The following is a 24,179-nucleotide window of genomic DNA, read 5'->3' on the forward strand; positions in this document are numbered from 1 at the left end:
TATCTACTAAATGAATACATAGTCTATACCCTTATTGCCGGAATCTGTAGACTTTTTCATACGTAAGACGTTCGTAATCTCAATATCGTCCCTAGCAATAAAACTACCATCTACTCTAACCGATGTATCACCAGTTACGTTTTTAAATATGAAATCATCACCAGATGAACCATCTGATACAAATTCTAAAGCTGTCGTTCCCTTTAATGAGAAGCTTTTCATTCTGATTGTATTGTTTTTGTAATCAATTCCGAAATCGTTCGCTCCGAAATCGAGTTTTTGATTAGTGATATCTATCGTTAAGAAGTTACCGAAAGTCGTTTTTGTATTTAATTCTACTGCTGATTCTCCAAGAACAACTTTCTGAATCTTTGAATCATCAGTAAGGATGATTTTTGCATCACCTTTTATTAAATTACTATCTTGAATTGAGATATTTCCTACCACTACTTCACCAGAGAATGTTCCTGTGAAGTATCCTTTAGTCGCTTCTAAAGTACCATCTGAGAATACTTTGAATGGAGCAGTAGATTTATTGGGGCCTGCCCAGAACCTTAAATCTTTACCAGTTCCGCCAATACTACTTAATAATCCACCAGTAACAATAAAAGAATCTGTTGGTGCATTGTAGTACCCTAATTCAATATCTCCACGGAAAGTAGCAGCATTGAATTCAGCAGAACCATCGGCATCAATCTTCCAACCTTTTTTCTGTCTTTCATATCCAATAGATTGAGAGGTACCAGATGTAGATAGGTTACCATTTGTATCAATATGGAAGGTCTGTTGACCTGAATCATTGTATACTTGGACATCTCTAAAGTTGGCGTATTTTGCTTGAATTGTTCCTGTTTTAATGTAGTTACCGTCAATAACCGTAACTCCATTTGTGTCGTCTTTAGTAAATAGGTTCGACATAAAATTCTTTTCATCTGATAAAGGTCTGTAGTTCCCATCCATATCTAGATAAAGCGGCTTTGCAGGGTCATAACCCGGTTGGTCAGAGTTACTAATCTTGTTTCCTTTTGAATCAAGTGCCCATCCAGAAGCAAAATCAGAGAAGGTTACTTTACCTTTTAAGTTGATATTTTTACTTACTACATCAATAGCTCCTGGTGTGACAGACATAGAAGAAGCAATATCAAGTGCTTTAATGTCTCCATTTGGAGTTACTACTTTTCCTATTAATCCATCAGTATCTTCATTAGCAGGATTCCAAGCTGTCAACTTTGATCCTTCTTCTAACTTAACACCAGTAAACCAATAGGTTCCATTTGTACCTTCACCACTTCTACCGATGTATACCTGTGCGGTGTTTCCTTTTGCGGTAAAGGTAAAGTACAACTTGACCCATTTATTTTTACCCGCATCACCTGGATCCATAGTTGCGCCTGGATAACCTGATGCACCATCATTCACTTGGATAATTCCTTGCCCAGATGAAGATTTCACATAGCAAGAAGCAGTATATTTTTTACCACTTTCAACAGAAAGCGTTTGGTATAATCCTTGGTTTGCTCCTGTTGTTGTAAATTTAACTGCTTTATCAAAACCAGGCAAGTCTGTAATATCTTCTACCTGTTTTACAGAAGGAGATCCCCAGGTTGTCCAACTTGTTGCATCTGCAGTAGAGAAGCGAGAGTTTAAAACAATATTACGTCCACCATCTGTTTTTGATGGGTCATAACCATCGGCAAACATTGAGCTACTATTAATATAAACTGTACCATTAACAGTTACTTCCCCTGTGTTGGTAATTTCTAAAGTAACAGTACCACTATTGTTTGTTACTCTTAAACGTCTTGCATCGACTGATTCCGCTTTTACAGAGTTAGTTTTAAGTTTGCCACCATCAATAACAGTTACTCCGTTTTCAATAGTAGTGATTTCATAAGCATCTATTTCTTGTTGTGTAGGTTCTCTAAACACAAGTCTGTCAAAGACAATGTTCTTAACTTTGTTTGTTGTAGAACCAGAGTAGTTAGCAAGTAAATAACCAGCCATAGCTGAATAGCCAGATAGATTGTCTGTTGGTCTTTTCATAACTGCTCGAACCGTATACCACTTACCTAATGTTGGAGCAGATACTACATCTGAAAGATGAATTGATGCCCTAGAAGGACTCATTCCATTCCAATCTAATAAGACACACGCTCCTGTTATTGAACCACTAACTAACATAAAGTCTAACTCAACTACATAGTACTTGTTATTTGGAAGGTTTGGGATAAAGTATCCTGTTGTAATTTGTGCTCCTATTTGTGCAGTATCTGTTGGAACATCAAATCTCATTGCGCTTCCAGTTCTTGTTAGAGTTGTCTCCTTTGAAACGCTTGAACTAGTCCATGAACCAAGTCCAGCAGGGAAGGCCTGAGTCCAGTTGGAGAATGTTGAGTTTACAACTACTTGTCCCTGTTTCAATGCATTGTTTGCATTATTTGCTGCGTCTTGAGCTTTTTTATCCGTATCAGAAATAGCTTTATCGATATCTGCTGGAGCTAACTCCCAAGATGTAGCAACGTTCCCCTCTTCGATTTTTAATGAGTTAACACGAATCCATGCATAACCATTAGAACCTGTCATTTCTCGTTTTGTACTACCACCAATTAAGATATACGCATTGTCGTCGTCACGATCGGCTTTAAATGTTAGCTTAACACTATAATAATTTGTGGCACTTCCTGTTGCGATTGGAGCAAACTTAGGGAAATCAGTTGTTTTGATATCACCTAAACGACGGTTACCTCCTTCTACCGTATACATTAAATACATGTAATCTAGTAAGTCACCCAATTCGCTTGTTGCAACGTTCATAGAAAGTGTATACTCTCGTCCGCTTTTAACTGCAAACTTTCTTCCATCACTTGCCATCCCGATTTTAGTATCTAAAGGAACAGGTAACTGAGTAGTTCCGTTTCTCGTTTCCATAAATAATGCTTTTCCTGTCGGCAATTGCGTTTGCACATAATGACCAACAGATCCAATACTTCCCCAACGGCTCCAACCAGAAGCATCTTTAAAGTCTGTTCCAGTCAGCATTTGAGTGCCGCCGATCTTCATATCATCGTATCTTTTATTTGCTGCATCGATTAAATCATTAATGTCTTGAGTAGCTAAGCTCCAGTCTGTTACCTTATTCCCTCTTTCTAATTGGAATCCAGTAACGAATCCTGCAGTTGCTACTGATGATGAATCTGCCCCAGCATAGACACTTAATGTACTGTCTTTTGCAACGAATGTATGAACTACACGAACCCACTTACCTACTTCCGGTTGGGATTTTGTATATGTCCATTTTACATTCGAGTTACCTTCTTGCATCTTAATGACACCAGTTTTAGTTAATTTAAACCAAGCTGAAAGTGTGTAGGTTTCTCCTATAGTTACTTTAACACTGTCTAATGCAAGACCATATTCACCATTTACGACTGATTCAAATTGAAAACCAGTTCCGAATCCTGCTAGGTCAACATCTACACCTGCCGTTTTTGTTCCACCAGCAGTACCGAAGCCTCTCCATTTACCCATTGTTTTGAATAAAGAGTTTGGAATTATATTGTTTCCACCAACTTGTATGTCTGTGATCATATCTGAAACATCAAGAGTCGATGGAGACCAGTTAACAATTCGGTTAGCCTCAGAAAACATAACATTTTTAACCCAGTACTTGTTAGTAGCTGTTAATTGAGCACCATAGATAAAGACTTTGAAATAAGCTGCTGAACTGATAGTAGGTTTCGTCTTGAAGAGTATCGAGATTCGTGTCCAAGTGTTTGCCTTAGCAACAGTCTCACTAGAAATCAATGCATTTCTTTCTATTGCATTGTTATTTCCGCCTGTATCAAAGAACCAAAAGTGCATTGGAGTTGTACTAGCTATTGTTGTATCTTCACTAAACATAATTTCTGTAGTGTATACATACTCTGTTCCTGCTTTAATTACAGGGACATTAACTGTATTAGTAGAAGCAATAGAACCGACTGCTTCTAATACAGAGAAACCATCCTTTTGGACAATGTTTAGGGATGTACCACCATTTAATACCCAACCATTTAGATTTCTAAAGTCTCCAGAGTTTCTAAGTAAATTATTACCACTGTTAAGTTGTCCGAGAATTGTATTTTCAATATCTTCCGGAGCAGGAGACCAGTCCATTGGTTTATTCCCTTTGTATAGAGCAACCCAATCTACAGTAGATAGTGTTGTGTTTTGAGGATAATTATATAAACTCAATGTTCTTACGTGTCCGGTTTTGGGGGCTATTGCTTTAAATGTTAGGTAAGTTACGCCACTTACATATGTTGTTGTGATATGTCCAATAATATCGGAACCACCATTCATCCAAATACCGAACTTTTGACCAGCCGGAACAGTACCTTTAATAACAAATGTGTACTCTTGTCCCACAATCCAATCCTCTGATAAGTTATACATCTTAATAAGATAATCTGTTGTTGAGTAATCCGTATTAGATTCTAATAGCAGGTTTTTACCACCTACAGAAAGCTTATCAAGATTATCCTGTACCTTAGCAATTGAATCATCAATGTCAGCTTGGGATATAGAGAAATCAGTAGCGACACTACCCAACTCCCCTTTTACATTTCTGATTTTAAATGTAAGGGGAGCACCAGTGTTATTAACTATCCCAATATTAGATTGGTCATATAACTCTGTAGTTGAACTATCTTTGTTTTTATAAGAGAACCAACATTTTGTCCATGTATTTGCTTTTATGTTTCTACCTGAATTCTTTCTTAATGCAACTTCATCGTTGTCATTCGTTCCAGATGTTGTACCAACAGGGAAGTTGTTAGTGTCATTATTCCATGTGATATCAACAGGTGAATACACGTCGAAGCTAACTGTGTACCAACTCCCAATAGGGATAACAGAAAATTTTTCAGTGATTCGCACGCCTGCTCCCCATGTTCCACCAGCACCATCATTAATTGTAAGAGTCCATGTATTTGTAGAATCATCAAATGATGAAGATGCTGCATTAATAGGAACTATTTGTTTTTTTCTAACGATGTTTTGTCCACCGACTTTTAAATTGTCGATTTTATCATTAGCTGTATTTGCTGAGTTATTAATTACATCACTAATCGCTTTCTTGATTTTTTCAGATTCACTAAAGTAAACGTTCATCTGTGTTTTGAATAAGTCCCTAGCAGCAGCTGAAGCAAATGAATATGTTGTGCTCATTTTTGCTAAAATTTCTGAAGCAATTTTTGGAGATGTCCCATCTAAATTTGTATAAGCGGTTGTATATGCAGATGTAGAAACACCAGCGGATTGAGCTAAGGCTAAAACTTGAGGGTATTCTGCCTTGATAGCTTCCCAATCACGACTTAATTGACTTTTTTCTAGAGGAGTGATCTTCATATCACTTGTCATATCAGCAATAGCACTCTTACTCGCTTCGGCTTTCTTGTCAACATCAGTAATTAACTTGTCAATATCTCCTGTACTTGGAGTCCAGTCGGTAGCTCTATTTCCATATTCTAATTTCCACTCTCTATAATCAACATATAAATCAGGTTGTGGTGTTGTTGGACTGGAAATAATATATCTAATTCCACCATACTGAGATAAATCACTTGGTAGAGTTACAGTTGAGTAAACTGTTTGCCATTCAGTTGTGATATTATATATTTTCCCATAGTCTAGGAATTTGAAGTCAGGCGTTCCAGTAGTTTTAAAGACTAGTGCCATCAAAGTCATATCGACATTCTTAGATGCCCTTACTTTATGAGATACCGTAATCTCTTTACCTGCAAGATTTTCTGGAATATCTGTGAATAGAATTGAATTGTATACACTAAACGTGACAGTATCTGTTCCTTTTTTAGAATTTTTTACTCTTAAAAACTTAGTATTTCCTTCTAATGTCTCTGTCACATCTATTGGGTAATTCGTAGCATGGTTTGATTGCATGCCAAAAAGCTGACTGTTGTCTATTAGATTTCTGACGCCGAATGAAATACTGTTAATCATTTTGTCTACAGCTTCTGGAGCCAATCGATAAGCCGTAGCTTTATTTCCCTGTTCGATTTGGATCTCCCTAAAGATAACTCCCTTACTTCTTGTACTCCCTGCCTTACCTGCATACATTAATACACTATTTGTATTTGCAGATTTCTTAGTAAATGTAAAGACAACTTTACCATCAATAATTGGAACGAACGTGTCGCTACCTTCAGGATAAGGGTATATGGAAATATGAGTATCAGTATCCGGTTCTTGAGTAGTAAATTCAACTTTAGCTGATACTGTGTACTCTTTATTTAATTCCATATCAACATAAAATCTTTCGTAGTTGTAGTTGTCGGCTGCATCTCCATTATTTCTTGGAGGCAACGTTCTTATATCACTATTTTCGATAATTAAATTTCGACCACCAATTTGAAGATTAGTAAACTTGCTATTTGCATCGCTTGCTGATTTATTGATTGAGTCATTGATTGCTTTCTTAATCTTTTCAGACTCGGCAAAATAAGAGCTTATCTTTGTTCTAAATGCATCTCTCGCAGATGCGGAAGCGAATGTATAAGTGGTTGTCATAGTAGCTAATACTTCGGCTGCTATTTTCGGAGTAACGCCATCTAGGTTTGTATAAGATGTCGTATAAGTAGAAGTTGTAACACCAAGAGCAGTTGCTTGTGCTAAAACTTGTGCGTATTCTGCTTTAATGGCTTCCCATTCTCTACTTAGTGTTGTTTTCTCTGACGGAGTAACCTTTAAGTCATTTGTTAGATCATCAATACCTGCTTTACCAGCTGCAGCATTATCTTTGATTGTGCTTGCATCTGTTCCGGCTATTTTAGAATCAGAACTAATAACTAATCCGTTTGCATAGATTTTACCGTCTAGGTTTGTATAGAACATCTTGTTCCATGTACCTGCATTGTTCTTCTCAATAGAAATACCTTCAGTTGCATTCAGGATTGTTCTAAAAAGACCATCACCTCTTACAACGACAATACCTTTATCAGTATTGATAGTAACACCGTTGTAGTCTTCTCCTGGTCTAATACTATTTGCTAGATATGTAGATGTTGCAACTGCTAATCTTGAAAGCTTTTCATAATAAGCGTCCCATTTAGCTGTCCATGTAACAGGATCAATTGTTGTATCCCCTGTTAACCAAGGTCTCGGAGTTAATGACTCTAAATATGTTTTTAAATCACTGTAGGCTGTTTCAAAAGCTGTATAATCCACATGAGTTATTGGAATACCTGAAGCTCTAGCTTCTGCTCTTGCTAAATAAACTTGTCCGCCTTTTGCCTTATCAATCGTTTCAAGAGTAGGAAGAGTTTGTCCAGAAAGAACATCACCTGTGATTTCCATTAGAATTAATTTAATATTTGCTTTTTCGCCTGAAGAAATGATACCGTCACTTCCTGCTTTATCAGCAAAATCTTTTAGTTTTTCTACGTCTTGATAAAATGATGGATCTAATGAGGAAATAGATAATGATTGTTCAACCCAATTAGTCCCGTCCCAACTACTTAATGTATTAGGATCTTTAGTTGTGTCAATCCAAAGTGCTCCTAATGAAGGGTCAGCGGGCGGTACATCTGATACGATTGCATCGTTAATATCAACAAGTGATATGTACCCAGTTGCTAATACTTTCATATTCTTCCCTTCTTTCTGATTTATGTTTTATTTAAAAAAGTAATAGACTACTTTGTTTTACCCAATCAAAGTAATCTATTACATTATGGAATCGCAACACCTAATTATTAATAATCTGACATAGAAATGTCGCTCTTTGTTTTAAATCCTGTCTGGTAATTGGCACTTCTTTTAATCCTGCATGTGCTTGATTCCAAGGAATATCCTCATTACCATCTTTATCTACTCTTCTCCATAGAAACTGATTGTTTTGTAATTGGCTTGTTACGTCAGTAGAACCTTTGTACACCTGAGCCCTTAATGTCGTTGAAACAACACCTTGTTTAAAGAACATTCCATTTGTACTTATTATTTCTACACGATAAGGAGTTCGTTTTTCTACTTCTTGAAGAAGTTCACCAGGACTATAACCCGGTTCAAACTGTGTATCTGGTCCGATCTGAACCATACCAGCTTTAATCTTTCCAGCTGTTATTTGGTTTGCATGTAATTCTCCTGTATAGAAACCATCTTCGGTCATGAATGAACCGTCACCAGTCCATTCAGTTACGATGTTTCCTTTTTGGAGCATTGGTCTACAGAAATAAGTATCTCCGTTTTTAGGATGATAGATTCGTAAACGAACTCTTGTCGTTCCTGCAGGAGCAATTTCTGTAACACTAATACGTTGCCATATATCATTTCCTGTTAATATAGAAGTGGTTATTTTTGATGTGATACGAGCGGATTCATTGTAGTATTCGATTTCGACTCTAGGATGCCCACCATCATAAGCGGAGAGGTTTTTTGTAAGGACATATACAGAAGCAGAGTAGTTTTCTCCTACACTTGCAGGAACAAACTTAGAATATGCACTTGAATTTTGCAGAGGTTTTCCAGTGGTAAATAAGTGAAGGCTATTTGTGGTATTTAAACGAACAATTTCACTTACTTCAGAAGTGCTAAAGTTTGAATCGAGAGTCCAATCTATTGTTCCTTTTCTAAATGTTGCATTGGATACTAAGTTTCTACTCGTCATCTGAATAGAACCAGCAGTTACTTTGTTGGCACTTAATGTTTTGATATGAGCATCTGTGATACTAGCTTGTGCGATTTCAGCTTCACCAATAGCACCTTTCCCAATAACTCCACTACCTGCAACAATAGAGTTTGCTTGTAAGTGATTAGCATTAACAGATTTCGCTGCTAACTCTCTTGCAGTAATAGATTCCGCTACCAACTTATCAGCGGTTACTGTATTGGCTGCAATGTGTTTTCCACCATCAACTGCTCCTTTTTGGATTTTCGGATTCGTAATGGCCCCGTCTGTAATACCCTCTGAGTAAACACCCTTTTCATCGTACAGAACAGTTACTCCATCAGCACCACGAACACGTAACCCATAAAGGGATCCATCAGCATTAACATCACCAATAGATACACGCTCAACAGGTGTTTCTTGATTATCAAAAACTTGTAATCTATTACCTGTAATTCTTAAATGACCATTTGTTCCTTGTAGGGTAACTTGCCCAGTATCAATAGTACCTGCAACAATCTTATTAGCTACTAAACTAACAATCTTTGCATCTGTGATACTACCGTCTGCAATTTGAGCAGAGTCAACTGTACCTTCACCAATAATCGCTCCATCAATAAAAGCATGTTCGATACTTGCATTAATTGCTTCAATTACAGAGGCTTGTAATCTATCGAAGTCCGCACTTCCTGCTGAGATTTCTAAAGCTTCGATTAATCCGGCTGAAATGTTTTCAGCTTTTAAGGTACCAATTTGAGCAGCATCGATTTTCGCTTGTCCTGCATAAAGGTTAATAGCCTCAACAACCATACCTTTAATATGACTTGCAGTTAAGGTACCAATCTTTGCAGAGTCAATTACCGCAGTTTCAATAGACGCGTTAATTGCTTCAATTACAGCTGCCTTAATATGGTCTGCATCAAGTTGGCCAATCTTTGCTGAATCAATTACGGCCTCTCCTGCATATAAGTTAACAGCTTTAATCACGGCCGCTTGAATGTTCTCGGCTTTTAACTCCCCGATAACCGCATTGTCAATTAGTGCGGACTCTGAAGATATGTTCTTTGCATAAATATTGATTGCATCAATAACATTTGCTGCAATGTGCTCTGCAGATAACTCACCAATAACAGCTGTATTGATTTTAGCTGTACCAATATAAGCATTAATTGCTTCAATGATATTGGTCTTGATTGCTTCAATGTTCAGTACCCCTGATTTAATAGATCCTGCGTCAATGCAGTCAATAACGCCACCATGTAAAAAGTCGTTTCCTGCTATTGCATCATAACCACCAGGACCATTCTTAGATACAGCAGCAGGTGAGTTGTTGATTGCCCTAATAACAGTATCCTTGATTGAATCCGGAGTTGCACCGCTTCCAGTTAATCCAGCAATTTTCGAATAGTGAATTAGATGATTATTGTCATTAATTGCATCAACAAGAGTTTCAATACCTTCAGAACCATAAATGGCACTTGCGAAATCAATTGCACTACCAGGGATTTGTTTATCTTGCCATGTGTAGATTGAAGGATTTAACCCTACCCCTTTTATGTAGCATTCGTTTTTTACTTTATCGAATACAAGACTTCCTTTAGAGAAAGAACGTGATGTAGCAGTTGCTTTTTCTACGTAGACTGGATTCTGCGCTTTCCATTTTCCTAACTCAAATCCATGAAGATATCTTTCTACCTTTTCATTTAAAGCATATCGACTCTGAGGAACGAGACTGTATCCATCTAAGTTGTACAGTGTAGATAACATTTTCCCGTATAGATAAAGCTTGTTGTTATCGTTACTTGCATCTGCTGTATCTTCAACGAAAATCTGAATTCCTCTTTCTTTTTGAGCTTTGTTTAAATTGAAAACAACGGAAGGAATTACCGTGGAATTATTTTTAGCACCATTTAAAACAAAAACATCCTGCGCCAGATAGATGTCGTCTTTTAATGTTTTAAGGTCTACTTGTTGAGGGTTGTTTTTATGAGGCTTATTAAATAATGTGGTTTCTATTTCACCAGTGATAACTGCTGCCATTCCTCTTTCATGAATATATTGAAGAATTTGGTTTTGTTGCGATCTGTTCCATCCGCTTTCAAATCCAAAACTAGATAGTAACACTCCATGAAAACCTTTAGATTCGAACCATGTTATATCAGCCTCAATGTTATTTAAAACAACATTAGGATAGTTGATAATACCATATAGCATCGTTCCACTCTTCTTAATTTCATCTACAAAGAAATTAAAGTTAGTAGATTCTTCTTTATTAATCATAACATGGGGAATGTAACTAAAGGCATTGATTCGTTTTTCGATAGAATCATACGTGTTAATAGATGCACCTCTATAACCAACGAATAACGGGCTACCAAAATCAGATATGGTTGCCTTATCTACTTTTTTATTAAGCTCATTTGAAACTGTGCTTCCTAGTTCCTTAAAGTTAATGACACGTTCTATTCGTTCAATAGATTCCTGAAGTTCATTAACATCTTCAGACATGACGTAATCTCCATTGGGATCCCCGTCATACTGTGCATCCTTCTTACGGACAAACTCAGAATAAGGCACAGGGAAAATTAATTCCTTTTTCATACATTCACCTACTTTGTCTTTAGTATGTTTCTTTTATAACCATTACAAATTACTTTTGCCATAAAAACGGGACGGAATTATCCGCCCCATTGATTAATAATTACTTCCTATTTTCGGTTGCTTTTCTATAATTCCATTTCGCCCATCACACTTCACCCATTTGCGTAAGTTTTGATCATAGATTTCAACTTCGAAATGGGTAAGATTTGGATCATCAACATAACTCCACTGTACGTGGGTTGTATTAGTACCCTTGTCGTAATACTGGAATACTCCTAATGGATAATTCAAACCAATCACTCCCATTCAATAATGCAGTGCGTTCCAAAAGCAACATACTTATCAATAACTTCTTTTGCATATTCTTCTGATAAGTTACCACCGTATTCGGTTAATATGGATTTAGGAAGGGTGACAATTAGGACGCCATTTCGGTAGAATGCTTTTCCATCCCAATTACCAATGTCCCAATAACGCTGTCTTCCTTGCACTCTCTCATCAATTATCTTAGTTGATAGCGATTCAGAAATGCCACCACCACGAGTACGTGCATCCATAACAACTACATCTTTAACACTCGTATGCTCTCTTACTTGGACTTTAGCAAGAAGAAGATACATAGGGTTTGACTGCTGAATGCTTCTCCACTCTTCCCTACTGAAACAGTGACGGATTGAGTTTCCGTTTTCAGAATCAGGAACAATGTAAATATGGATAAGCTTATTGAGAAGCTTTGAAGATGGAACTTTCTTGTACTCTACCTTTTGAACACCATTCACATAAGTAGTCATTGGAAGAGTTGAGTAATGTCCTACTGATGGGTTGAGGTCTAAATGAAGGAATGTTCGAAGTGTTTCACTATAGAAGCCCTTGTATTCGTAGAAGTTATCAAAATAAGAATACTTAGCAAACAAATTATCTTTAAACGAAATGTTTTCCCTTAAGAAGAAGATTCCGTTTTGGATATCATAATCATTTGCTGCTAGCTCTTTGTTTTCGAAATAACCATAGTCTGCATAAACAGGCCCAACTGGTTCAAATTTAAAGACCACTTTCCCTTTTTCATAATCGATTCGATAATTTGTAGCAGGAATTGTATTAGCTGATGTTGCCTTGCCTTTAGTAGTTTTTAGAACTGGCACTGGTTGGATTAACCAATTTTCTTTTGAACCATACATGATTACTTCTTTCGTAACCGGATCGATACGTTTATCTTCCAATAAGTCGTTAGACATTTTTGTATTTTTGTAGATTCGCTTATAAAGGCGGAAGTTACGATGTTCATAAGTAGCGTACACTTTACCAGTTATATTTCTACCTGGGAAGAAAACAGTACCCTCGTCATGATTAATCTCGAATGGATACTCTTCGAAAATCTCCACGATGTTTCCATTGTTTGCAGCATCTATAAAGATGTGAACCTTATCGTTACGAATCCAGTTTTTTTGTTTAGCTCGGAACAATGTTCCTGCAGAATTCGCTAAGCCCTCAACTAAAAGCTGTTCTTTTTCTACAGAGCCTTGGCTTACATACAGATTATTGTGAGGTACTTTTACTGTAGAAGGAGTAATGTACTCCATCTCGTTCTCTACTGTCATAATTCCGATAGAAGGATTAAAAATTTGAGAAGCGTATTCGTTGACTTGATACTTCTCTTTTTTCATAACTCGTTCTTTGTATTGATTCATTACAGCAAGATTATTACTAGCATGCATCTCTGACCACTCTTTATATCCAAGGTCACCCTTAATGAATTGTCCGTTATGAATTCTTAAATACCAGTTCTCTTTAGCATCCTTTGTTTGAGGAAGTTCACTATAGATACGACGGTCATCAATTAACTTCAATCCAAAGTTTCGCTTAGAAGCTCTTATTGTTTCAAATCCAGTTTCAGCATGAAGAACAAAACTTGGTTTGTCTGTTGCCCAAAAAATATCTTTATGGCCAATAACAAGATCTCCACTGTAGAACCATTCCATGCCTGTTTTACGGTCAAACAGTTTTAGGTTAACTAAATTGTTTTCCTCTAAGTTTTCTGAACCAAGTGAAATCTTGTAGAAAATTTTGTTCTTGTCATACCACTCTTTTCCACTTGGCACTGGAGGAAGCAGCGTATGTAAGTAGCCTAGATTCTTTAATCCTTCTGTTTTACGAATTGATTTAGAAAAAGCAACTGGTGGTCCATACATTCGCTCATAACGACCAAACTCTAGTCCTGTTCCTGGGTCTACTCCGAAGGAAATCCACTGATGAATAAATGGCATAATCGTATATGTGAATGGAATTTCCGGTGTAGCTCTAGTGATGTCTGCATTTTCAAAGCCTTCTGCTTCAATATCAATCGTTGTAGCATTCGGTTTAATACTGAATGCATAGAGAGTTTTCTCTCCTTCATTCTGTGCAACACCTCTAACTGCTCCGATTGTATCTAATGTAACATCATCAAAGCTTGCTTTACCAAAACCATTTCCATCTACAAAGCCTAAACGAATCTTAATTTTTTGGGGTTTATCGATGTGGAAATTCGTTTCTAACTTAACCCAATCTTTTTTCCCTGTAATAGAAATAGAAGAAGAAATTTTTTCACCCTGTAAGTTATAAATACCGATTTTCACACCATCTGTTGTAATCCCTCGTACTTGATCAATTGTTGCCCATGCAGTCACCTTGTAATCATCAATAGATAAATAGATATCTTCACTTTCCCAAAAGGCATGAGCTCCTGTTGTTCCGTTTGATGAGTCTAAGGATACCTGACGAACACCGAATAAACTTTTTGTGGAATCATGTGTGAATGTAACTGTTTGACCAGCTAACTTCTTTGTATTCCATGAAGGGATTGCATTTACTGTATCAGTTGTCCACGAAGTAATAGGCTGTCCACCTGAATCTACTTGACCACTTTCAAATCCACTGTTGTTAATTGGAATTGATTTATCACCATCTACAGCATGTTCATACACTCCTGTAGCATTATAGAACCAAGGTTTGCAGTAGATTTTCACGTATTCTTTACAGTTCTTATAAAGGATTTTTTTTGCGACAATTTGATTTGCATTGTAATCACTTCTGTCATTAATATAAACATCCGTATTGTTCACTTTGTATTCCTGAGCAAATAAATTATCTCGGTGATATACGAAGTCATTTCTCCAAGGAGTAAACACCCATTGTTCTTCTGAATGATAAAGGATCGAATTTAAAACAAGGTTTACACTTTCTTTTTGGTTGTGGTAAAATGCTCTGAATATTCCACAGTTAGAAACAAGAACAGTACCTTTATCAAACAGTGTTTTCTTAATAATTGAAGGGCCACCATTTAAGTGTTTTACAATTGTATCCCACTGGTTACTTTCCTCATCTTGTCCAAATAGGATAGCCGGAGAAATGTCCGCATAGCCTAAAGCTCCAACGTTTTGAATTGGTAGCAAGCGACTAATGTATGGAGAGTCTTTTTTAATTTCCTTAACTCCAAATTCATTGCTACTTGACGAAAACCCGATATCAGAAATAAATGTATTCCCTTTGCTCGTTTTGAAATCAAGAATATTAATTCCACTACCAGCATTATCTATCCAAATCGTACCTCCATTTTTTAAGTAATGCTCAAACTTGTCTTTAAACATAGATAAGTCGGCTTTACCGTAACCAGTTATAACGAGTAAATCATAATCCTCATAATGGTGATCTGGCATATCAAGGTTAACTGCCCAATATCGAACATCTTTTTTCAAAAGATCTACTTCTGTTGGATGCGGATTTTGTAATTCTATATATTTTGGAAGCGACAGATGCTCATTGATTGTTTTACCAATAGAAGATAAATTTTCAACATTAACTACCGATTGAACAAAACTAAATCCAATGTTCATCTTACCTGGGTTTGTTTCACTTAATTTGGTTTTCAATTTTGCTTCGACGCGATGTTTAAATAGTTGAGGTGTTCGAGTTTGATAGTTTGCAATCATAACATCAGATGTTGCATAGAAAGAAAAATCATTCCCCTTCTCCTCAATTGCATAGACTTTCAAATGTTTGTATTTATCCGGATTTGATTCCATTTCAGAAACAGTATCTTTAAATTTGTCCATTGTTACTTGTTCGAAGAATGGATATGCGTTTAGGACTTCCTCCTTTAATTCGCTCTCTTTACTGTCATTTTTGTAATTAGGATAGACTACTTTGTATGTAACATCTTTGTTGTTACGGAAATTTGTAAATACAACAATACGGTATACAAAGTTGTCTTCACGAATTAATTGAACCTTAAACACATCACTGTCCTGTAAAGGTCCACTGTTTGCTTCTATGCGTATACTATTACCTATATAAATTAAGTCATTTCTTTTGTCTATCACAACTTCTTCTAAGGGGATAGCCTCTTGTTCGGTCTCAGAAGAGAAGCCGCCTAGATAAGGAATAACTTGAGCAGTTCTTGCATCGAAACGTCCTTTCAACTCCATTTGATAGAATACCGGTTTTGGAGTATCTTGACGATTTTTACGAATAGTAAATTCATCCGTTACATAGACTGCATCAGTAGGAAAAATAGCTTGTCCGGATTCAGTTTCTAATAAGAAATTATGATTTGGATAAACCATGTAATCTCTTTCTATGAAATTAGATAATCCGTTTTCTTGAATTTGAGAAGAAACATCCTCTAATAAGATGTTCTCCTCGGGTGATACAGATTTTGATTGTACATATGCAAGGTTTGCACTATTCTTAGGAACCTTATTACCAATACGAATAGCGTACCCTCGGTTTCTTTGACCACTGCGAACGAGATCTTTATGAGGTTGCATCTGCATGGTTTGTATCCTCCCATTCTTTTAACTTGTTTAAGATAACAATCAATTCATTATCTTTCTGATTCGTTTCTAGGACTAAAATCTCGTCCATTGTAACGCGACCGTCTTGGTTAAAATCTAAAATAGCGAAAAGCTCCTCATCTTCATATTTCTCTACTCCCTCATACATAAGGAGGTAGTTAATGATTTTTGTTTTTGTAGTTAATAAGTTCTTTTCATCTTGAGTTAATTGAACTTTATCTGGCTTTGAAACAGGACTCAACAGCATCTTGTAGCAAACACCGATATTGTTATCTTTGTCTGTAATCCAAATATAATCCTCTATAATCTCACCTGTACGCTTCGCTTGGATATATGGAGCATGGTATTGATATAGATACTGTCCCGAACGTTTTTGTGCCTCAACTGCATCCCTTGAGATATGTCTAGAAATGAATCCTTTAGAAGCAATAATTTCTAGATTAGAGTGAGATAAAAAGTTTCCTTCATAATCAAGCGGTTCAATAATAAGTGTTGAGAAACTTGCTCCATCTGCATGTAATCGATCTGGTGTAGCTGTGATTCTAAAGCTATCTGTCTTATTTATTGTGTTCGTAATATATAAGAACCCTTCATGATTTTGATTTTGAATTGGATTCATATCAATCATTGTTGCTAGTTTCCTCGGTTCACCATAACGGTTTCCTTCTTGATACACAATTCTTTTCCCACCATCGTGTTTAGCGAAATCAATTCGATAACCATCAACAGCTTTGATATTGTAATCAACTGTGTAGGTATCGTTTACTTGATACGTTGCATAGAGGGTTTTGTTTTTTAATACTGCCTTTCTATTTGTGTGGAAGGAGAAATAAAACCTCTTACCATCTATTCTGTAAGGCTCACCTATTTTTTCTCCATCCTCTGTACGGATAGCAATATCTCTAAATTTCTCATCAAGGTTATTGTACGCAACCTCAACGTAATCACTTTTGCCGTCATACTTGAATGGTTCTTGATTCCACGTTTGATATGCTCCTGTTTCATGATTAAAGAATGAAACTTTTTGCAACGTGTCTCCATTTTCTTTTTGAACCAGAATCGGTGAATGATCAATTGGTGCTACAGGGATTTCAGACCAAGTAATATTCTGGCCACTAATTCCTCCATCAAATAAAGATTGCATAACTGCAAAAGGTAGCTGCGTTTTAATATTAGAAGCATCTGGTAATTTGTTATTGAACAGTGCCCACTCTTCTAAGATAACTTCTTCCTGAATAGGTGTTTCTTCATTTGCAAAAATCAATTCTTGAGGAGTTGTAAGTAAAAGCCCTGTATTTAAAGCTTTCGCATTTTCACCATTAATAGTTAACTCAATACCTTCATCATTCCAACTACAAAGGAATTCATATGACGTACTTCTTTCGAGTGTTTTAGGGATAGTAATTGAACTTGCACCAACAGTATAGGATAAATTAGTTCCACGCACTGCAAGAGATAGTTCATTTGTATCTGAGCGGAAAAGAGTTTGGTCTCTATCGATACGGTTTTTTGTAGTTAATTTTAAATAGATACTCCCTGCTTTTTTATCAAACAAGCTCTTTACTGGGAACTTTAATGATGACCCCTTACGAACTACTGAATCAGTAATACTAGAATTCGGTATATACGGTGTAGAATCAACTCGGTCTTCTAATTGATGTTTTCCTACAATAAGAATTTCGTCTGTTTGGAATACTAGGGTAATTGCTTGCGGGGTTAATAAATTAAAAGATTGCGAGATATAAGACAAATCTCCTTGTGAGATGTCAATCTGTTTTAAAATTGTCTCCCCGGATTTAATTAAGCACTCACCATTTCCTTGAGCATTGAATGAAAGTGTATGGTCTTTTGCAAGTAAAGAAATAGATTGAGAGAACGTGGCTTTCTTAGTAGTAGAGCCTAAGAGCTTTATGTACTCGTGATCTCCTATTTTAATCGTTTTAACCTCTACTCCCCCACTGTCTGCATTACTTTTCCATGCAGTAGATTGTAGTTCTTGTATTTCACAAGAATAAAAGATTTCTCCTACTTCACCACATACACGAACTTGGCCATTTACAAATAAAGCAGATTCAAATTTAAATACCGTTTTATTGTTTAGGTCAACTGTAAAATGAGATCCATTAGAAGAGATTGTTAAAATGTTAGAATTCAAAATATTATCCTTTACATCTACGACTCCATAAATCTTCTCAGAATCTTTTACAATTCCGCCTATATGTAACTTGTTTTCTTTATCTAAAGAAGTAAATAAATAGTTTCCATCACTTAAATATTTAGGGATTAATGCTACCTTTTCCGTCGGCTTGGAAAACGAGAATATTACTTTACTATCTTCATAGAGTTCATTTGAAATAGAAACATACCCTGCACTTTGGAACGTAATCGCGTTTGGAATTGTAGCGTGTTTAATAATTGTTCCCGGATTAGTGAACATTTCTGCACCACCTTTTTATTGATTTCTTTTGACAATCTAACCTTTACTTCTTATTAATGTCCATAAGAAAAGGAGAGGAATCTCTCCTCTCCCTAACTCATTTAGAATGATGTGGCATTAAAGACTTTAGACCTTTGCCAATCATCGTTCTCAAATACAGAATCTCTAACTATGTTGCTACTAGCAGGTAATAACATTGCCCCCATTCCAGTTGGACCCTTAACATATTCAATACCATCAGCTGTCGGCAATTCTTTTTCAGCTAATACTGTTTTTAATGGCTCAGAATATAGGTAATGCTCTTGTTCTTTTAGATAGTAGTAACCTTTCTGAATTTCTGGATGCCAATTTTTGCTTGGATCTTTTCCATTCAAAGTACCTACCAAGAACTTCTTACCGTCAATATCTTGGACACTTGTTTCTACCCACAAGTCATTATCCTCTATAATGTAACTAATATTCTTATAAATCCCATCATATCCTTCAAAAGTTTGAGGTGTAGGAAGCTCTAGCTTAAAGTCTTCCGTTGGTGTACAGACCCCATCAAATACTTTCACTTCAGGTGAACGCCATACAATGTCTGTCCCCACCTTTTCAAAATAAGTTGTATCTAGATGAACTTTCACACTATCTACTTCACGACGTTTATATACAACAACATACTCTTCCCCTGGTGCAGGCTCTAATACTCCTGCCTGAGATGGAGACCAATCAATATAATTACTCTTTAATTTGAAGTCACCTGTTTTTAAAGTGTCGTTCCAAATGTGATATGTCACACTTCCGTTTTTTTTCTTACAAGAGACAATCTCGATAACATCACTTAAAGGCAGTGGATCCATTCCATTAGCATCTGAACCTCTTACCATTTCAGCTGTAAGAAGTTCAGATGTTCTGTATGTAACTTCAAGGGGAAGATGTTTTCCATTCCAATCGATAGGAACAAAGGATTCATCAATTCTAACTCCATCCTTCTTATGAACAGAATCTTCAATAATAGAAATCTTATAAGGCATCGCATCTTCAAATTCTGCTTCAGGAGCTAATGCTGGAAGAATAATATTTGGAGGTATAATAATTGTATTACCTACTTTTAATTCCTCAATTGAATTATTAGTTGCCCTTAAATCCTGTACGTAGATATCATATTTAGAAGCAATACTTTCCCATGTGTCACCATTTGCTACTACATATTCACGATCAAAATCTGAAAGAGTTGAAAGATTAAATTGTGTACGAACAAACTCCCCGCGGATATCATTCGCATTAATTACACCTGTATAAATCTTTTCTTCTGATGCCCAATCTACATACCCTTTTGGAGGAGTGTTCGGAACCTTGATACTTATTGGTTCACTTGAAAGGTCTGTAACGTTTAAGCCATGATCTTTATCATAAACTGAGTTATGACTAGATTTCTGTGTATAAACTGTACCGTTCTTAAATAATAAAGAAACATCGTCGTTCTTGGATGTGTTCGGAATTGTGATAAGCTGATCCTTCACCAATGTTGTATCTTCATTCAGCAGAATGTCCTTATTGCTTCCTTTAATTGCATTTACCGTCGTGTTATACATTTCAGCTACATCATTTAATGTTTGTCCATTAACGACTTTGTGTACTTCGTTTGGCCATCCATTTTTAATGTAATAACGGTACTTGAGATTCGGCAATAAAAATGGTGTAAATGTAGAATCTAACTCTCTTTCGTAAGGTCTTAGATATTGAACCTTCCCTGCACCATATTGATAATGCATAAGGACTCCTGTTTTATCTCCAAATTCCAATTTCCTTTGTATAGCTTTTGCGATTACTTCATCAGATGCAGATGTAGATTTACCAGTTCTAGCCCCTTTATTCTCCTCTGATTTAAGGTACAGCATAACATCCGAAGGTCTTCTTGTTTGGTCTGTAAGCTCATATTTTTGCTGAGCAGCAGTAATTTGTTGCTGATTAAATGGAATTTGATTTGAGATACTAGGATATTTGAATGGATAGTCACTAATTTTCTGAAGTGATTTTCTACCTGTACTTAAACCATCTACAGCAGATACATCTTTATTAATTATATTGACTACCTCTTTGTATAAAATATTTTGGTAAACATCTATAAGATCAACTACAGGTGTTCCCCTTGCTGAAGAACGTGTCATTTCTACAGTTAAGAAATATGGTTGAGGGGAGAACTTAATCGCTCGATCTTTTACATTCATTGGATTATCAATTACTTGAAGAAGGTTTCGAGGATCCTTCTGATTTGTTCTTGTTTTAGAGAAAATATAAGTTATCTTGGTATTACTTGCATCCTTCGGGGAGAATGCTTGTGTATCCCAACTTAATAGCGCAGTTGTCTTACTAAAATCGAACTTACTCCCTTCATTAATTGGGCCTAACGTTACACTATGGTTTGTGGCCCCACGTTTTAACCGAAGACGCTTTGTGTTTTGACGATAAGGTGCTGTTATTGGACCCCAGAATATGTTGTCTCGACTAGAAGAAGAACGAATATTCATTTCAGTACCAGCTGGTTGCCTCTGAATAAAACGTATCTTATCTACATGCTTGAATGACTTTCCAACACTAGTTGCCACCTGTGTCATATCAATTTTAACGGTGTAATCACCATTTTGGTCATATAATCCACTATCTTCCGAACGTAACTCAACCCTATCAATAATAGGGGAAGTTGCATTATCTGAAGATAATAAAATTATTTTTCCTTGAACGTAACGAACGTTTTTGTAAAGCGTTACGCTCTGTCCTGTAGATAAATAATTCTGCCCTTGAATAAGTTTTTTGTTTAAAGTAATTAGCTCCCATTTCGACCATGTAGTTTTATTGGCAGAGGTACGAATCTCAATATTAAAATCACTTGTTCTTAATTTACCTCCCACAATGATTGCATCTGCTGTCGTATCAAGTGCTTTAATAATTACTTTGTAATCACCAAAACCGTAAGAGTCAAAAGCAATTTTATCTACCTTATTAGGGTTTGTTAGAGATAATGTATTGATTGACTTTGTTTGCTTCTCTACCCATTGGTATGCTTCTGCTACCAATTCTTCTTTATATAGCTTTGCTTCGATGTTCTGAGTACCCACATTTTGAAGGCGCACATGCACTTCTAAATTATCACCTGTAGCCACAAATTCTACAGGTGTATTAGCAGTTCTTGTTTTAATATCTTTTCCTGATACCGTCCATTTCGTTGAATCAATCCGTTTAAATTCCCTGCTTGTTGCTGCGTAAAACGTAGAAGGTAATTGTGCTTGGATTTTTGCATCAATATGATAGCTAAAAGGTTCTTGAGCATCAAATTCTTCTGTTAGATAATCTCCATAAAATGCTTTTAGTCGTCCATATAATGAACTAGAATAAAAGTTTCTTTGGTACTGTGCCAATCTGTGTCACCACCTTAAAAAAATAAGGGGGAGATTGCTCTCTCCCTATCGATATTTAACGTAAAATTGGAATGTATAAGCATCAAAACGCATGTAAGAATATGGGCCATACTCTGCCTCAGGGTGATAGAATGCAATTCCTTTAATCCACCCGTCACGTAATCCTTCACCAAACGACTTATTAAGAGAAATCCAGTGAGATTCACCTCGGTTGAAGTCTATTCTTTCAATTTTTTGATGATTAAACAATTGAGGTCCTTGAGATGCTGAAGGTAAATCCCATTTCCCTGCATAGTTGTGAGCCCATACATGAAGAAAACGACCATCATGTGGATATCCATGTTCAGTATTTCTTCTACGTATATAAAACTGAACATCTAGGATTTCTTTTCCCTGTAATTTTTGTCTCCAGTCATTATGATCAAGGAAGAACAAGCATTTATTATTACCCCATCTTGTTCCTTTTTTAACATAAAGACCGTCCTGTTTTTTGTTTTCAAGCTCTATCCATTCCCCATGAAACACTTCTCTATCATCGTACTCGTAACGCCATTCAGACGGATTTCTTACAACCCTACCGTTCTGCATTAAAATGACATAATTTGTACGCCATGTTCTACTTCCTGCACCCTTTTGGTACTTCTCAATAATTGGTCGTGGTTGTGTTTTACCACTAACAGTAGCCCAAGGTGATGCGCCCGCTCGGTTTACAGCTCTTACCTTTTCAACATATGTTGTATCTGGATTTAACCATTCATGAGGTGAGTCTAAGGTGTTCGTTCTTTGTATAGACGGGTTTGCCCACCAGGTAGGTAAATATTCATAATACTCAGCTGTAGGAACAGCATCCCAAATGAAATTTAGTTCATGTTGTGAAGACCACGCCATACGAGGTTTTGGAGCTGCGGGAGGTTTTAATGGATCAATTTTTATATAATCCAAGATCCAAAACCAATCGCTTACATTCCCATTTATATCAAATACACGAACAGCATAATGATAAACACCATCTACATTGCCTGTTACGTTATGAACATAAGCTGTATTTGGACCGTTGTAAATATCGTGGTAATACTGTATGATCCATTGATTTGATAAATCATACTGTTGAACACGTAGGTTGTAACTTGCTACACCAAGGGGAACATTATCCACTTTGTAGGGTTTGTAGTAAGGCACTGATTGTTCTTTTCTTTTATCTACTGCAGAAACTCGTAAAACATAACGCGTTTCTTTTGAGGAAGAAAGATGTACAAAGTTAATATGATCCATTGGAATATTGATTTTTCTTCCAAATGATTCTACATCTTCTACTCGATAAAATAATGTATGAGTACAAGTCTTATCAGTGAAACCAACCTCTAGCTCAATCTTGTAATACGAAACATCTTCTGATAGCTCATTTAAAAAGTTAACCGTACATGTACCTGGTTTAAGATCTGAGGGCTGCCAGTTAACATCAACAGATAAGTCCTCTTTACCATTATTGTACGCCCTTCCACTTTTTACATAAATCGGCTCAAGACCTCCAAATGTTAAGTACACATTACTTGGTTCTCTTGGTGGAATTCTAATAAGACGGTCAAAAATTGTATATATCTTATGAATGTCTTGAGCCCCTAGGCCATCTTCAATAAGTCTTTGAATTTCATCTCGATATGTATCTTCTTTTTTTGCAATTAACCACAGGATACTTTCGAGGTTTTCAAAATCGGTACGACTAGGAACCGTTTCACGAGTAAATAAAGCCAAAGCCTTTTCTAATGCATCGTTTTCTTCTATAGAATCTATTACATAATCCTCTAATACTGAGGCAGCATTTTCTCTAATCTCCTCAAAGTATTGACGAGTCCCGATGTATTCATATGCGTCTGGTCCATCTCGCCATACAAGTCCATCCTGTAAAAATACAGGTCCAAATTTAAATCTTTTTCTTCCACTAAAAGCAGTGGAGTCGTTAGCAGCTGTTACTTTTACTTCCCATTCATAAGTCTGCTCTAGGTCAAGAACAACGTGATGAGATGTTATGTCTACTTGTTGATCTGTTCCTGTAGAGAAGGTAATAAGGGCTTTGTTAGAGCCCGTTTTATATACCTTTACTTCTGCATTTTTCTGATAATCACCAGAATTTTCTTTAATGAATGTCCATGAAAAAATGAGTGAGGAAGGAACGTCTGGAGAAACGATGGAGTTAAAATTAGGAGATAATCCTTCTGGTCGTTTTGCCATTTGTATAACATCCTTTC

At 36.3% G+C, this 24,179-nt stretch carries 7 protein-coding genes; all 7 read right to left on the reverse strand.

Annotated elements, in window-relative coordinates; genetic code table 11:
* Window positions 1-6: 6 nt before the first annotated feature.
* The 7 genes from HMPREF2590_RS19865 to HMPREF2590_RS19895 all read right to left on the reverse strand — a co-directional run bounded on the left by HMPREF2590_RS19865 (window position 7) and on the right by HMPREF2590_RS19895 (window position 24,162).
* Window positions 7-7,644 carry a phage head spike fiber domain-containing protein gene (locus HMPREF2590_RS19865; protein WP_050822028.1) on the reverse strand — a complete coding sequence of 2,546 codons (7,638 nt, stop codon included), beginning with the start codon at window positions 7,642-7,644 and terminating at the stop codon, window positions 7-9.
* Between the two features lie 100 nt (window positions 7,645-7,744).
* Window positions 7,745-11,263, reverse strand: a complete 3,519-nt coding sequence (locus HMPREF2590_RS19870) for a hypothetical protein (protein ID WP_050822029.1) — start codon at window positions 11,261-11,263, stop codon at window positions 7,745-7,747.
* A 93-nt stretch (window positions 11,264-11,356) separates the two neighbouring features.
* Window positions 11,357-11,569, reverse strand: coding sequence for a hypothetical protein (locus HMPREF2590_RS19875; protein WP_256325166.1), 213 nt, complete (start codon window positions 11,567-11,569; stop codon window positions 11,357-11,359).
* Window positions 11,560-16,074, reverse strand: a complete 4,515-nt coding sequence (locus tag HMPREF2590_RS19880; RefSeq protein ID WP_050822031.1) for a hypothetical protein — start codon at window positions 16,072-16,074, stop codon at window positions 11,560-11,562. The genes HMPREF2590_RS19875 and HMPREF2590_RS19880 overlap by 10 nt, the downstream gene beginning before the upstream one ends.
* Entirely contained in the window at window positions 16,055-18,532 is a 2,478-nt protein-coding gene (locus HMPREF2590_RS19885) for a hypothetical protein (RefSeq protein ID WP_050822032.1), read from the reverse strand. The genes HMPREF2590_RS19880 and HMPREF2590_RS19885 overlap by 20 nt, the downstream gene beginning before the upstream one ends.
* A 101-nt stretch (window positions 18,533-18,633) precedes the next feature.
* Window positions 18,634-21,933 carry a LysM peptidoglycan-binding domain-containing protein gene (locus HMPREF2590_RS19890; RefSeq protein WP_050822033.1) on the reverse strand — a complete coding sequence of 1,100 codons (3,300 nt, stop codon included), beginning with the start codon at window positions 21,931-21,933 and terminating at the stop codon, window positions 18,634-18,636.
* A gap of 45 nt (window positions 21,934-21,978) precedes the next feature.
* Window positions 21,979-24,162, reverse strand: a complete 2,184-nt coding sequence (locus tag HMPREF2590_RS19895; RefSeq protein ID WP_050822034.1) for a glycoside hydrolase family 78 protein — start codon at window positions 24,160-24,162, stop codon at window positions 21,979-21,981.
* Between the last annotated feature and the right edge of the window lie 17 nt (window positions 24,163-24,179).

Origin of the sequence: Bacillus sp. HMSC036E02 (assembly GCF_001836235.1) — a bacterium.
GTDB classification, from domain to species: domain Bacteria; phylum Bacillota; class Bacilli; order Bacillales; family Bacillaceae_G; genus Bacillus_A; species Bacillus_A cereus.